The following is a 13,321-nucleotide window of genomic DNA, read 5'->3' on the forward strand; positions in this document are numbered from 1 at the left end:
CCCATGGTGCAGCCGCGCCCCGATGTCGAATACGCACCCGCCCCGGCCGGCAAGATCGGCGACATCGCGCGCCGGCTCGGCCCGGTGGAGCGCTTGATGGCCCACGCCGGGGTACGCCGTACGCTGGTGCTGATAGCCCTGGCGGTGGTGTGGGAGCTTTACGCCCGCTGGCTGGGCAACCCGCTGATGTTCCCGCCGTTCAGCGAAACCGCTCAGGCATTGAGCCACGACCTGCTCAACGGCGTGTTGCCGCTGGCCGTGGTGAGTTCGTTGAAAGTGCTGCTGATGAGCTACGGCCTGGCGATCCTGCTGGCTGCGATCCTGACCACACTGGCGGTGTCCACCCGCATCGGCACCGACGTGCTGGCCACGCTCACGGCGATGTTCAACCCGCTGCCGGCCATCGCCATCCTGCCGCTGGCCATGCTGTGGTTCGGCCTGGGCGTGCAGAGCCTGATGCTGGTGATCATTCACTCGGTGCTGTGGGCGGTATCGCTGAACACCTATTCGGGCTTTCAGTCGGTAAGCCAGACCCAGCGCATGGCCGGGCGCAATTACGGGCTGCGCGGCATGCGCCTGGTGCTGCGCATCCTGATCCCGGCCGCAGTGCCGTCGATCCTGGCGGGGCTGAAGATCGGCTGGGCCTTCGCCTGGCGCACGCTGATCGCTGCCGAACTGGTGTTCGGCGTATCGGGCAACTCCGGCGGCCTGGGCTGGTACATCTTCCAGAACCGCAACGCGCTGGAAACCCCAATGTGTTCGCCGGCCTCTTGATGGTGATCATCATCGGCCTGGTGGTAGAGGGCCTGGTGTTTCGCAGTATCGAGGTGCTGACGGTGCGCCGCTGGGGCATGCAGCAATGAACCCGCCCGCACCGGCTTCGCCGCATGCGCCGGTGCGCGAGCAGTGGCTTTCGCAGGTGCGGGAGCCTGCGCTCGACCCACAGCGCGCCATCGTCGATGCGCACCATCACCTGTGGGACCGCCCTGGCCAGCGCTACCTGGCAGAGCAGTTGCTCAGCGATACGCGCAGCGGGCACAACGTCGTCGCCACGGTGTACCTGCAATGCCGGTCCTTCTACGACGCGGGCCAACCCGAACCGCTGCAACCGGTGGGCGAAGTGCGTTTTGCCACAGAAGTAGCGCAGCACTCGCCGCCAGGCACCCAGCTGTGCGCGGCGATTGTCGCCGGCGCTGACCTGCGCCCGGGCGACGCCGTCGCACCTGTGCTGGAGGCAATGCTGGAGGCCGGCAACGGGCGCCTGCGCGGGGTGCGCAATACCACCGCCTGGCACGCCGACGCGCGGCTGGTTTCCAACCCCACGCCGCCACCTGCGGGCGTGCTGGCGGAGCCAGGCTTTCGCCAAGGTGCTGCGCAACTGTTACGCCATGGCCTGAGCCTGGATATCTGGGCCTATCACACACAACTGCCCGAGGTGCTCGACCTCGCGCAGGCGCTGCCTGGCTTGCCGATCATCCTCAATCATCTGGGCGGCCCCTTGGGTGCAGGCCCTTATGCAGGCAAGCGAGATGAGGTGTTCGCGGCCTGGTCATCCGGCCTGAAGGCCCTCGCCCACTGCCCGAACGTGCTGCTCAAGCTCGGCGGGCTGGGCATGCGCGTGGGTGGGTTTGCGCTGGATGAACGGGAGAAACCGCCCGGGTCGGTCGAGCTGGCCCAGCTGTCGGCACCCTACGTGCTTACGGCCGTCGAAGTGTTCGGCAGCCAGCGCTGCCTGTTCGAGAGCAATTTCCCCGTGGACAAGGGCATGGTCGGCTACGGCGTGCTGTGGAACGCCTTCAAACGCATCACGGCTGGTTTCAGCGAAGCCGAGAAGAACGCGTTGTTCAGCGGCAACGCCAGCCGTTGCTATCGGCTGGCGCCGAGCCTGTAGCGGAACCGGGGCCTGTGGGGGCCCCGGCGCTTCAGCTCATCGACCTCATCGCACACTCGATCAGCTTTTGCCCGGCGCGGGCGCGGCGGTAGTGTGCACAGTGCCGCCTTTCGGTTGCCTGGAAGGGTCACCCAGCCACAGCATCAACGCTGTGCCCACCGCCAGAATCGCCGCCACGCAGAAGAACGGGCCGGTAAAGCTCTGGGTCATGTCCTTGATCAACCCGATCAGGAACGGCCCGGCAAAACCGCCCAGGTTGCCGATCGACACGATCAGGGCCAGGCCGCCGGCGGCAGCGCGGCCGGTCAGGAAGGTCGACGGGATGGCCCAGAAGGTTGCCTGGAACGCGAGGATGCTGGCGACCGCCAGGCCCAATGCAGTGATCTTCAGTACCGGGTCACTCAACAACGCACTGGCCACCAGCGCGAGGGCTGCGAGGGTGAGCGCGCCGACCACATAGGGCAAACGGTGCTGGCTGCGGTTGGCCAGCCGTGCCCAGACCGTCATCGCCACGGCGCCGAACAGGTAAGGCGGTGCCGCCACCAGGCCCACGGTGCTGTTGGCCCAGCCCATGCTCTTGATGATCTGCGGCATCCACAGGCCGATGCCGACCGAGCCGACGATGCAGCAGAAGTTGATCGCCGCCAGGGTGAACACCTTGGGGTTGGTCAAGGCGCTGCGCAGGGTATTGCCGTGGGACGCGCTGATGCTCTGCTGCTCGCGCGCCACCCGCTCGGCGAGCCAGTCTTTCACGCTCGGATAACCAGCGTGCCTTGGCCGGCGAATCGACCAGCACGAACAGGCAGGCGATCCCCAGCAGCACCGCCGGAATCGCTTCGATGATCAGCAACAACTGCCAGCTCTTGAGCCCCATCACCCCGTGCACGTCCAGCAACCAGCCCGACAGCGGCGAGCCCAGCATGTTGGCCACCGGAATGCCCAGCAGGAACGCAGCGGTGGCCTTGGCGCGCCACTTGCCAGGGAACCAGTAGGTGAAATACAGGTAAACCCCCGGGGTGAAGCCAGCTTCGGCCAGCCCAAGCATGAACCGCGCAATGCTGAAGCTCACCGGCCCGGTCACGAACGCCGTGGCCATCGACACCAGGCCCCAGGTGATCATGATCCGCGCGATCCACACCCGCGCGCCGAAACGCTGCATCAACAGGTTGCTGGGGATCTCGAAAATGAAATAGCCGAAGAAGAACAGGCCCGCCGCCCAGCCGAACATCGTGGCGGTCAGGCCCAGGTCCTGGTTCATGCCGATGGCGGCGAAGCCTACGTTGGTGCGGTCCAGGTAGCTGATGACGTAGCAGATGAAGATGAACGGCACGATGCGCATCAGCACGCGGCGCAGCAGTTTTCACCTTCTTCATCGGTCAGCGGCGCGGTGGCCGCAAGGTTGGGTTGGGTCATGGCAAGCTCTGTCTTGTGATTGTTATCGAGAGGCCGGCACCGTGGCCGGGCTTAAGCTGTCGAGTACATCGGCAGCCCCGGCGCCAGCCCGCGCGCCTGCATGATCGTGCCGGTCTCCGACTCGACGATGTACAGGGTTTGCCCGTCGGCACCGCCGAAGGCCAGGTTGGTGTTGCTGATGCCACGGCACGACGTGATGCGCAGCAGCGGCTCACCCACTTTCGACAGGCACCACACCGACCCGAAGCCGGTGTGGGCGATGTACAGGTTGCTTTGGCTGTCCAGCGCCAGGCCGTCCGGGCCACCGAGGCCGCCGTGCAGCTGCGAGAACACCCCCACCTTGCTGATGATCGAGCTGTTGCCCAGCGGGATGCGCCAGATCTGCTGCGCACGGGTGACGGCGATCAGCAGGTGGTTCAGGTGTGGGTCGTAGACGATGCCGTTGGGGCTGGGCACGGTGTTGATCAGGCAGGTGAGCTGGCCCTCGGCGCTGAGCTTGTACACCCGGCCGGTGGCGTCCTGCTGGCCGGTCTGGCCCTGGTCGGTGAAGTACATGTCGCCGTTGGGCGCGAACACCAGGTCATTGACGCCCTTGAAACCTTCGGAGCCGGCCGATTCCAGGTACGGCTCGGTGCGCCCGGTTTCAGGGTCGAGCAGCACGATGCCGCGCTTGTAGTCGGTGATGAAGATGCGGCCGTCCTGGTGGATCTTCAGGCCGTTGGGCCAGCCGTCGTATTGGCACACCAGCTCCCATTGCCCGCCGGGCGAGATCCGGAAGATGCGCCCATAGGGGATGTCGGTGACGTACAGGCGCCCTTGCCGGTCGAACGACGGGCCTTCGAGAAACGAATCGATGGGCCGCCCCTGGCGGTTGGCGTCGCCCCACGCGTTGCGGCTGGGCTTGCGAAATTCATCGGGCAAGCGGGTGAAAACAGTGGCCTCGACAGTGGGCGGCGCTGCGAAAAAGCTCATGGAATGGCTCCTTGAGAGGGCGCGTTGTTGTTTTGTCGAAAGCTAGCACAATTGAAATGCCATAGCAAAAATGAACGGTTTTAACAAAAAATAAGGGCTTACAGGTGGTTTAAACCGTATAGCCATAACAATTACAAAACCATATTTCATTAATAAGCATTACATGGTGGCGATTCAACGTATGCGCGGCACCGAGGCAGCAGGCAAGATCGCAGAAGGGCTTGGTTGCTTCGAGGTGAGCAGACGAGTGCCCGGCAGGGGCGGTTGCTCATGGGAGAAGAGATTTGATCGCGGGCTGCGAGGATAAGTCCAGTGGCTGGATATCCGCTGCATGCCTTAAGGCCATGCAGCGGCATCAGCAGATCGCTGGAAAGAAAAGGCCGTTGCGCTAGCGACCATCAACTACCGGATTTGGCAGGCGCCTGAGTCGCAGGCTGGCCGGCACTGGCGGTTTGCTGGGCATCAGGCGCCGGCTTGGCAACCTGGCGGGCGAAGCTTTCATGCCAGCGAGCCACGTGGTCGGAACCATCCTGGGCAAAGGCGCTGAGGGGCAGAACAACAAGGGCAGACAGCAGGCAGTTACGAAGGGCTTTCATGATTGATCTCTGGTTTGGATGAGCTAACGGCGAGCATCTTCCAACCCCGGGATTAGCCGAACGTTAACCAACCTACCGACCGGAAGGAGTTTGATTTTCCGCAGCGCTCAGTATCCACTGCAGCGCATGCAAGCGCTTGCCATAGACCTCGTCGTTACCGTAGATCAGCTCCACATGCAGGCTGTCGAGCAGGGCCACCCAACCTTCGACGAGCAGTTGCGGCGCCTTTACCTCGCGCTGCGACTGGGCGCACTGGGCGCCCTCTTCAGGTAATCGAGATAGCCCTCGAACACCTCGCCAATCGGCTCGCGCAGGGCCGCCGGAGGGTAGAACGCAGCGCGCAGCAGAAAGCGCAGGTTCACCGAACCGTGGTAACGAGCCCGCAGCCCCTCGAACCAGCGCTGGTCCGCATCGGGTTCGGCAGCCGAGAAATGCGCCTGCGCAAAGGTGGTTTCGGCATCGGCCGCCTTGCCGAGCGCTGCCAGGTACAACGCATCCTTGTTGGCGAAGTGCGCGTAGAGCGAGGCCTTGCGCATGCCCGCCTGCTCGGCGATGTCGTTCAACGAAGAGGCGTCGTAGCCGCGGTCGGCGAAATGTTCCACCGCGATACAACAGACGCGGTCTGCCGAGGGGCTCAGGGGTTTCATGGCACGTTTCCTTGGCGCGTGTGCGCTTCGATGACGAAGTGGCGTTTTTTATCCAGGCTCAAGGCCCAGCGCTCGCCGGCGGGCAGCGCGGCGTCGACATCCTGCCATGTTTGGCCGCACAGGCGAACACCTCCGCCTTCGGCCAGGCGCCTGGCTGCCCCACGCGAGGGCTGCAGGCCGTGCTCCAGCAACAACTCGACCAACGGCAGGCCGGCGGCCACACCTACGGGGCGTCCTTCGGCATCGCGGCCATGGGGATCAGCGCCCTCTCTGCGTACCAGGGCGATCTGATCCAGGCCCAGGCTGCGGCAGAAGCGAACATCCCGACGATCATGAGTGGCTCGTCGTTGATTCGCATGGAAACCATCGTTCAAGCCAACCCGAATGCCTGGTTTCAAGCCTCAGTGCCGGGCGTGTCCGAGAAGATCCTGGCGCTGCTGGTCGTGAATGCACCGCTGGCGAAAACGCGAGAATGGCTGGTGAAGGATCGAAATCCGTCTCGAACAAGGCGTGCGCCACAGCGTGGTGCAGGTGGGGGTTAAAGTAACAAAACAGTGCATCTGCCTGCGCAAGCAAAAATCAATTGTTCAACAATAAATTCTTGATAAGCCTACTAATAGAAGGTGATTTTCTGAAAATGGCATCTTTATTGCCCTGCTCCGGGCAGCTCTGATACCGGCATAAACTCGACCCCGCTTTGCCGGGCCGCCCCCACCTGAATCAGGAGGTTTGACTTGAACTCGATCGAGCTTGCCCGACAAGCCGCTGTAGATGCACGCAGCCGTTACCGCGAAGGCCTGGTAGCACCCACCGCAGGCATCGCGCCCGGCCTGACCCAGGCCAACCTGATTTCACTGCCCAAAGACTGGGCGTACGATTTCCTGCTGTTCGCCCAGCGCAACGCCCAGGCTTGCCCGGTATTGGACGTCACAGAACCCGGAAGCTACCGCACCGTGTTGGCGGAGAACGCCGACCTGCGCACCGACCTGCCGCGTTACCGTATCTGGCGTAATGGGGAATTGGCGGAGGAAGTCAGCGATGCCAGCGAGCATTGGGCCGAGCACAGCGACCTGGTGAGCTTCCTGATTGGCTGCAGTTTCAGCTTTGAGGCCGATTTGGTGAGCGCCGGCATTGATGTTCGCCACATCAGCCAGGGTTGCAATGTGCCAATGTACCGTACGAACCGCGCCTGCCGGCCCGCTGGGCGGCTGCGCGGCAATATGGTCGTCTCGATGCGCCCCATCGCTGCCGACCGTGTGGCGGATGCGGCGAAGATCACCGCACGTTACCCAGGCGTGCACGGCGCACCGGTGCATGTGGGTGAGCCGGGGTTGCTGGGCATTGAGGACATCTCGCGCCCGGATTTCGGGGATACGGTGAGCATAAAGCCAGGAGAGATCCCGGTGTTCTGGGCGTGCGGGGTGACGCCGCAGGCGGTGGTGATGGCCTCTGGTGTGCCGTTCGCCATTTCGCATGCGCCGGGGCATATGTTTGTTACCGATGTGGGGGACAGTGTCTATCGGGTGTAGTTAGAGCACTCTGTCTGAGGTTGTCTACTGCCCTAACCGTACAGACGTTGATTGCAACGAAAACGAAAAAGCCCCGCAGATCATAATCTGCGGGGCCTTCCGATATATGGCGGAGAGATAGGGATTTGAACCCTAGGTACTGTTGCCAGTACAACGGATTTCGAATCCGTCCCGTTCGAGCCACTCCGGCATCTCTCCAATGGCGCGCATCATACCAGCACATTGCCCAACCGCCAAACCCTTTTTTCAAAAAAACCTGAAAGGGATCAGGCGGTTGCGTGTGGCCTGGCTTTAGACGCTTGCCTGGGAACCTTGTTGCAGCTGCACGGCGGGGTTTTGGAGACCACACGTCGTGCAGCGCAGCGCGCCCCGACCACGGGACGCGGGGCTAGGCCTTACAGCGGCACGCCCAGGCGTGCAGCGACTTCTTCGTAGGCCTCGATCACATCACCCAGGCCCTGGCGGAAGCGGTCCTTGTCCATCTTCTTGCGGGTTTCCTTGTCCCACAGGCGGCAGCCGTCGGGGCTGAATTCGTCGCCCAGCACGATCTGGCCGTGGAACAGGCCGAATTCGAGCTTGAAGTCCACCAGCAGCAGGCCGGCGTCGTCGAACAGCTTGCTCGAGCACTTCGTTGACCTTCAGCGACAGGGCTTTCATGGTCGCGAGGTTTTCAGCGCTGGCCCAGCCGAAGGCGATGACGTGGGATTCATTGATGAAGGGGTCACCCTTGGCATCGTCCTTCAGGAACAGCTCGAAGGTGGACGGCGAGAGCTGCAGGCCCTCCTCCACGCCAAGGCGCTTGACCAGGCTGCCGGCGGCGTAGTTGCGCACCACGCACTCGACCGGGATCATCTCGAGCTTTTTCACCAGTGCTTCGTTGTCGCCCAGCAGGCGGTCGAACTGGGTGGGCACGCCGGCTTCTTCAAGCTTTTGCATGATGAAGGCGTTGAACTTGTTGTTCACCATGCCCTTGCGGTCGAGCTGTTCGATGCGCTTGCCGTCAAACGCCGAAGTGTCGTTGCGAAACAGCAGGATCAGGCGGTCGGCGTCGTCGGTCTTGTAAACCGACTTGGCCTTGCCGCGGTAGAGTTCTTCGCGTTTTTCCATGATGGCTCCGCTCAAGGATGTGGGGGCTCAGGCGATCTCGCGCCAGTCTAGCCCAAAAGCTTGGTCAGCCACCTGTGGCCAGGCCGGGTCGCACCCCAGGGTGCTGGTGAACCGGTCCAGTGCCAACTGGGGCTGGTTGTTCTTGCTGCTCAGGTGGGCCAGCACCAGGTGTTGCAGGCCTTGCCAACCGAGCTCGGCCACCAGGCTGGCGGCCTGGTGGTTGTTCAAATGGCCCCTGTCGCCGCCCACACGCTGCTTGAGGAACCAGGGATAAGGCCCGGCCGCCAGCAGGTCGCGACAGTGGTTGGCTTCGATCACCAAAGCGTCTAGGCCTTCGTAATGGTTGAGCACCCGGCCGCAGTAGGAGCCGAGATCGGTCAGCAGGCCGAAGCGGCGCTGGCCGTTGCTGAACACGTACTGGGTGGGCTCACGGGCGTCGATGAGCAACGCCCACCACACTCACCTGCAGCTCGCCGATGTCGAAGCGGTCGCCACAGCGCACATGGCGCGTAGCGAGCACCGGCTTGCGCAAGCCGCTGGCAGTGCCTTCGCTGAGGTAGACCGGCACGCCGTAGCGCTTGGCCAGCAACGCCACGCCATGCACGTGGTCGGCATGTTCGTGGGTGAGAGGCACCGCGCTCAGTTGCCGGGCATGCACGCCCAGCAGCGCCAGGCGGCGTTCGGTTTCCTTCAGCGAAAAGCCGCAGTCGACCAGGACCAACGTGTTGCCCTGGGCGACCAGCGTGCCATTTCCCTGGCTCCCGCTTCCTCGAACAGCGAAGCGCACTTAGCCCAGGTTATCCTGAATGACGCTCAGCACGCGGCGCGCGACATCAGCCGGGGCGACGGTGTTGATGTTCTTCTCCACCGTGACCTCGACGCTGTCGCCCACCTTGCTCAGGCGCACCTGATAACGCTCGGCGCGGGCTTCGAGCTCTTCCTTGCTCGGCGTATGGCCGAACATGCGGCCGAAGAAGCCTGGCTTGTTGTCTTCAGGGTTGCCCGGCTTCTCGGCCAGGTTGATGTAGTAAAGGCCCAGGCTGCGGTTGATGTCCTCGACGCGCCATTGGCCGTGGTCCAGAGCGCGGCCGACGCTGCTCCAGGCGCGGTCCAGGTCGGCGCCGACGGTGAGCACCGGGTTGCCGCTGCCGTCTTCGCTCAGGCTTCACGCGGCTTGGGGCGTCGTCGTCGCGCGCGGCCACCAGGGAAGCCGAACCGCCCTTCTCTGCATCGCGGGTGAGGCTGGCCAGCATCTGGTCGACCAGTGCTGCGTCCATGCCGCCTGCGGCAGGGCGCGACGGGAATTCGACGTCGGCGCTGCTGCCGGCCGGGCGTTCGACGCTGGCGATGTAGATTTCGCTGCTGTTACGGGCCACACCCGGCTCGATGCGCACATGCACGCGCACTTCGTCGGACGGATTCTGCGCCGAGCCCTTCAGGCGCTCGGCCAGCGAACCGGACAGTTGATCCAGCGGCTGCCAGGCGGTGGAGAATTCACCCGTGGCGACGCGGTCGTCGACGATGCGGAAACCGTTGTTCTCGAAGAACTGATGCGCCACCGGCCAGGCTTGCGCCGGCGGTGTTTGCGCCAGGATCCAGCTGGAGCCGGCGCTGCGCTGCAGGGTGTAGGTGGTGGTGTCGGCGACGGCCTCCAGGCGCTGCGGGCGCGGCACCTCGAAGCTCTTGTCGGCGGTGCTGTCGGCGACGTTGCGCGGAATCGGCAGCAACGGGTCCAGGCGCTTGGTGGCCTGGATGTCGGCGGGGACTTCCATCGGCGCGGTCTGCCGCGCATCCAGGTAATCGTTGCCGCGGTCACGGAAATAACCGTGCTCGCCCCACACCCAACCGCAGCCACTGGTGCTGGAAATGATGACCGCCAGGGCGGAGAGACCTGCCAAACGCTTCATGCGGTGTACTTCCTCGATCAGACCAAAACGCCGGACTGGCGCATGGCCTGCCGCAGCGGTTCTTGACAGGCATCGCTCAACCAGGTGAGCGGCAGACGAATACCTTCGGGCATCAGGCCCAGTTGATTCATCGCGAACTTCACCGGAATCGGGTTGGCTTCGATGAACAGGTTCTTGTGCAGCGGCATCAGGTGTTCGTTGATGGCGCGTGCTTTGGCAGCATCGCCGGCCAGCGCGGCGGCGCAGAGGTCTGCCACCTGGCGCGGGGCCACGTTGGCGGTGACCGAGATATTGCCCTTGCCACCGAGCAGGATCAGCTCGACGGCCGTGATGTCGTCGCCAGAGAACAGCAGGAAATCGCCGTCGGTGCGGTCGAGGATCTGCTGGGCACGGGCCATGTCGCCGGTCGCTTCCTTGATGCCGATGATGTTCGGCACCTTCGACAGCCGGGCGACGGTGTCGGCGAGCATGTCGCAGGCGGTGCGGCCCGGTACGTTGTAGAGGATCTGCGGGATGGCGACGGCTTCGGCGATGTGCTTGAAGTGCTGGTACAGGCCCTCCTGGGTGGGCCGGTTGTAGTACGGAGTCACCAGCAGGCAGGCGTCGGCGCCGGCGGACCTGGCATTCTGAGTGAGCTCGACCGCTTCACGGGTGGAGTTCGCGCCGGTGCCGGCGATCACGGGGATACGTTTGTTGACCTGCTGCACGACACGCTTGATGACATCGATGTGCTCGTTCACGTCGAGGGTAGCCGACTCACCCGGTGGTGCCGACCGCGACGATGGCGTCGGTGCCGTTTTCGAGGTGGAAGTCGACCAGCTTCTCGAGGCTGGCCCAATCCAGATCGCCTTTCGCGTTCATTGGAGTGACCAACGCCACCATGCTGCCCGTGTACATGCAACCGCTCCTGCCAGAAAAAGTCGGGTAATGGTACTGGCGCGCCGGGCCTTTCACAAGCGACCGCCAGTACGGCGAGCATTCCCTGTGCCGGGGAATTTCGGTACCCTTCCTTCTTTGGCCGGGCCGGTACTGCCCGCAGGCCGTTGCGCCGCCCTCGGCGCCAGGGCCAAACCCTCCGGCCGCTCATCGCTTTAGGAAGGCTGCATGTCCACCCCACCCGTTCGCGAACAGTTCCTCGTCATCACCGCCCTTGGCCGCAACCCCATGGAGCTGACCAGCGTGCTCAGCCGCGCCGCCCATGAAAACCGCTGCGCGGTGATCACCTCGCGGCTCACCCGCCATGGCGAGTTCAGCGCACTGGTGCTGCAGGTGGGCGGCAACTGGGACGCCCTGGCCCGCCTGGAGGCCGGCGTGCCTGCCCTGGCCAAGCGCCATGAGCTGACCATCAACGTGGTGCGCAGCGCCAACCTGGAGCCGCGCCCGCTGGCGTTGCCCTACGTGGCCTACGTCAGCTCCGTCTACCGCCCCGACATCGTCAGCGAGCTGTGCCAGTTCTTCACCGACCACAACGTCGACCTGGAAAACCTAACGCTCGACACCTGGGAAGCGCCCCAGACCGGCGGCATGATGCTCAACGCCACCTTCACCGTCACCCTGCCGGCGGGCGTGCAGATCAGTTGGCTGCGCGACCACTTCCTGGATTTCGCCGACGCCTTGAACCTGGACGCGCTGATCGAACCCTGGCGCCCACAGAACCCAGCCTGAGGACACCCGCATGGCCGTAGCCGTCGACCAACCCGTTCCCGAATTCAGCGCCCAGGCCACTGGCGGCGAGGCGGTTTCGCTTTCCGCCCTCAAGGGCCGCAAGGTGGTGCTGTATTTCTACCCCAAGGACAGCACACCCGGCTGCACCACCGAAGGCCAGGGCTTTCGTGACGCGCTGGAGGCGTTCAAGGCCGCCGGCGCCGAGGTGTTCGGCGTTTCCCGTGACGGGATCAAGAGCCACGAGAACTTCAAGGCCAAGCAGGGCTTTACCTTCGAGCTGATCAGCGACAAGGACGAGGCGCTCTGCCAGCTGTTCGACGTGATCAAGCTCAAGAAGCTCTACGGCAAGGAATACCTGGGCGTAGACCGCAGCACCTTCCTGATAGACGCCGACGGCGTGCTGCGCCGTGAATGGCGCGGGTGAAGGTGCCGGGGCATGTCGACGAAGTGCTCGCCGCCACCCAGGCGCTGTAAGCACGTTATGCGAAGGGGAGCCACAAGGCTCCCCTCGAGCGCTAGACGAGCGGCGCCACCGGGGGCTCGTCATTCTTCGGCCAGGCATCCAGCACCGCCTTCACCAGCGTCGCCAGCGGGATGGCGAAGAATACCCCAGAAGCCCCACAGCCCGCCGAACAGCAGCACGGCGCAAATGATAGCGACCGGATGCAGGTTCACCGCCTCGGCGAACAGCAGCGGCACCAGCACGTTGCCATCCAGCGCCTGGATCACCCCGTAAACCACCATCAGGTAGATGAACTGGTCGCTCCAGCCCCATTGGAACAGGCCGATGATCGCCACCGGCACGGTCACCAGCACGGTGCCGACGTAAGGCACCACCACCGACACACCCACCAGCAGCGCCAGCAAGGCTGCGTAGTTCAGGCCCATCACCAGAAAGCCGATGTAGGTGGCCACGCCGCAGATGAAGATCTCGATCACCTTGCCGCGGATGTAATTGGCGATCTGCCTGTTCATTTCCTGCGCCACGCGGGTGAGCAGGTCGCGCTGGCGCGGCAGATAGCCACGTACCCAACGGCCGATCATCTCGCGGTCCTTGAGGAAGAAGAACACCAGGATCGGCACCAGCACGCAGTAGATCATCGCGTTCACCAGCAGACGCAGGCTCGACAGCGACACCGTGAGCGCCCACTGGCCGAACTTGCCGACCTCGCCACGGGCGGTTTCGATGGCCGCCAGCACTTGCTCGTCGGTGACCAGGTGCGGGTAGCGCTCCGGCAACAGCAACAGCAGCGACTGGCCCTTGCCCAGCATGCCGGGCATCTCGTTGACCAGTGTGATGAACTGGTGCCACAGCAGCGGCACCAGCACCACCACGAACAGCACCACGCCCACCATGAACAGGCCGAACACCAGCGCCACCGCCAGCGCTGACGGCACCTTGAGGCGTTCCAGGCGCGCCACCAGGCCGTGCATCAGAAACGACAGCACCATGCCGGCCAGCACCGGCGCGAGCATGCCACCCACCGTGAGCACCACGGTGAAGGCCAGCACCAGCAGCACCACCAGTGCCACGGCTTCTTCGTCAGAGAAATAACGCTGGGTCCAGTCTTGCAGCAGTTTGAACATCGCAGGT

At 64.0% G+C, this 13,321-nt stretch carries 9 protein-coding genes, 1 tRNA gene and 8 pseudogenes; 6 read left to right on the plus strand and 12 right to left on the minus strand.

Annotated elements, in window-relative coordinates; genetic code table 11:
* The first annotated feature begins 3 nt into the window (after window positions 1-3).
* Both LN139_RS13310 and LN139_RS13315 read left to right on the plus strand, forming a co-directional pair.
* Window positions 4-863, plus strand: a pseudogene (locus tag LN139_RS13310) (ABC transporter permease).
* The gene (locus LN139_RS13315; RefSeq protein ID WP_236354191.1) at window positions 860-1,891 is read left to right on the plus strand and encodes an amidohydrolase family protein; all 1,032 of its coding nucleotides are present in this window, start codon (window positions 860-862) and stop codon (window positions 1,889-1,891) included. The pseudogene LN139_RS13310 and the gene LN139_RS13315 overlap by 4 nt, the downstream one beginning before the upstream one ends.
* A 60-nt stretch (window positions 1,892-1,951) precedes the next feature.
* Here the strand turns inward: LN139_RS13315 and LN139_RS24890 are convergent, their stop codons facing one another.
* The 6 genes and pseudogenes from LN139_RS24890 to LN139_RS13335 all read right to left on the minus strand — a co-directional run bounded on the left by LN139_RS24890 (window position 1,952) and on the right by LN139_RS13335 (window position 5,519).
* Window positions 1,952-2,644 carry an MFS transporter gene (locus LN139_RS24890; protein WP_329610947.1) on the minus strand — a complete coding sequence of 231 codons (693 nt, stop codon included), beginning with the start codon at window positions 2,642-2,644 and terminating at the stop codon, window positions 1,952-1,954.
* 52 nt (window positions 2,645-2,696) lie between these two features.
* Window positions 2,697-3,230 (minus strand): annotated as a pseudogene (locus LN139_RS24895) (MFS transporter); the annotation flags it as partial.
* A gap of 125 nt (window positions 3,231-3,355) precedes the next feature.
* Window positions 3,356-4,276, minus strand: a complete 921-nt coding sequence (locus tag LN139_RS13325) for an SMP-30/gluconolactonase/LRE family protein (protein WP_236354192.1) — start codon at window positions 4,274-4,276, stop codon at window positions 3,356-3,358.
* A gap of 398 nt (window positions 4,277-4,674) precedes the next feature.
* Window positions 4,675-4,872 (minus strand): hypothetical protein, encoded by a 198-nt coding sequence (locus LN139_RS13330; RefSeq protein WP_236354193.1) that lies wholly within the window; start codon window positions 4,870-4,872, stop codon window positions 4,675-4,677.
* A 72-nt stretch (window positions 4,873-4,944) separates the two neighbouring features.
* Entirely contained in the window at window positions 4,945-5,070 is a 126-nt protein-coding gene (locus LN139_RS24900; protein WP_268944747.1) for a hypothetical protein, read from the minus strand.
* Between the two features lie 29 nt (window positions 5,071-5,099).
* Window positions 5,100-5,519 carry a TetR/AcrR family transcriptional regulator gene (locus LN139_RS13335; RefSeq protein WP_236354194.1) on the minus strand — a complete coding sequence of 140 codons (420 nt, stop codon included), beginning with the start codon at window positions 5,517-5,519 and terminating at the stop codon, window positions 5,100-5,102.
* 20 nt (window positions 5,520-5,539) lie between these two features.
* Between LN139_RS13335 and LN139_RS13340 the strand changes: the two genes are divergently transcribed.
* Together LN139_RS13340 and LN139_RS13345 are read left to right on the plus strand one after the other, a co-directional pair.
* A complete protein-coding gene (locus tag LN139_RS13340) occupies window positions 5,540-6,061 on the plus strand; it encodes an alpha-hydroxy-acid oxidizing protein (RefSeq protein ID WP_236360395.1) in 522 nt (173 codons plus the stop codon).
* A gap of 192 nt (window positions 6,062-6,253) precedes the next feature.
* Window positions 6,254-7,048: a putative hydro-lyase gene (locus LN139_RS13345; RefSeq protein WP_236354195.1), complete on the plus strand. Its 795-nt coding sequence runs from the start codon at window positions 6,254-6,256 to the stop codon at window positions 7,046-7,048.
* 107 nt (window positions 7,049-7,155) lie between these two features.
* Here LN139_RS13345 and LN139_RS13350 read toward each other — a convergent pair.
* The 5 genes and pseudogenes from LN139_RS13350 to dapA all read right to left on the minus strand — a co-directional run bounded on the left by LN139_RS13350 (window position 7,156) and on the right by dapA (window position 10,959).
* Window positions 7,156-7,246, minus strand: a tRNA-Ser gene (locus LN139_RS13350).
* A 197-nt stretch (window positions 7,247-7,443) separates the two neighbouring features.
* A pseudogene (gene purC / locus LN139_RS13355) lies at window positions 7,444-8,155 on the minus strand (phosphoribosylaminoimidazolesuccinocarboxamide synthase).
* Window positions 8,156-8,182: 27 nt separating this feature from the next.
* Window positions 8,183-8,942: pseudogene (locus LN139_RS13360) on the minus strand (MBL fold metallo-hydrolase).
* A pseudogene (bamC, locus tag LN139_RS13365) lies at window positions 8,943-10,062 on the minus strand (outer membrane protein assembly factor BamC).
* A gap of 17 nt (window positions 10,063-10,079) precedes the next feature.
* Window positions 10,080-10,959 (minus strand): annotated as a pseudogene (gene dapA / locus LN139_RS13370) (4-hydroxy-tetrahydrodipicolinate synthase).
* 207 nt (window positions 10,960-11,166) lie between these two features.
* Here dapA and LN139_RS13375 point away from each other — a divergent pair.
* Window positions 11,167-11,727, plus strand: a complete 561-nt coding sequence (locus LN139_RS13375) for a glycine cleavage system protein R (protein WP_236354196.1) — start codon at window positions 11,167-11,169, stop codon at window positions 11,725-11,727.
* A 10-nt stretch (window positions 11,728-11,737) separates the two neighbouring features.
* Window positions 11,738-12,201: pseudogene (locus LN139_RS13380) on the plus strand (peroxiredoxin).
* 41 nt (window positions 12,202-12,242) lie between these two features.
* Here the strand turns inward: LN139_RS13380 and LN139_RS13385 are convergent.
* Window positions 12,243-13,314 (minus strand): annotated as a pseudogene (locus LN139_RS13385) (AI-2E family transporter).
* Between the last annotated feature and the right edge of the window lie 7 nt (window positions 13,315-13,321).

Origin of the sequence: Pseudomonas sp. KNUC1026 (genome assembly GCF_021650705.1) — a bacterium.
Classification (GTDB): domain Bacteria; phylum Pseudomonadota; class Gammaproteobacteria; order Pseudomonadales; family Pseudomonadaceae; genus Aquipseudomonas.

What these genes read in the sequence shown, in the direction of transcription:
- LN139_RS13315 (WP_236354191.1), top strand. Translation starts at nt 860, where the DNA reads ATGAACCCGCCCGCACCGGCTTCGCCGCATGCGCCGGTGCGCGAGCAG.
- LN139_RS13325 (WP_236354192.1), bottom strand. Translation starts at nt 4,276, where the DNA reads ATGAGCTTTTTCGCAGCGCCGCCCACTGTCGAGGCCACTGTTTTCACC.
- LN139_RS13330 (WP_236354193.1), bottom strand. Translation starts at nt 4,872, where the DNA reads ATGAAAGCCCTTCGTAACTGCCTGCTGTCTGCCCTTGTTGTTCTGCCC.
- LN139_RS13335 (WP_236354194.1), bottom strand. Translation starts at nt 5,519, where the DNA reads ATGAAACCCCTGAGCCCCTCGGCAGACCGCGTCTGTTGTATCGCGGTG.
- LN139_RS13375 (WP_236354196.1), top strand. Translation starts at nt 11,167, where the DNA reads ATGTCCACCCCACCCGTTCGCGAACAGTTCCTCGTCATCACCGCCCTT.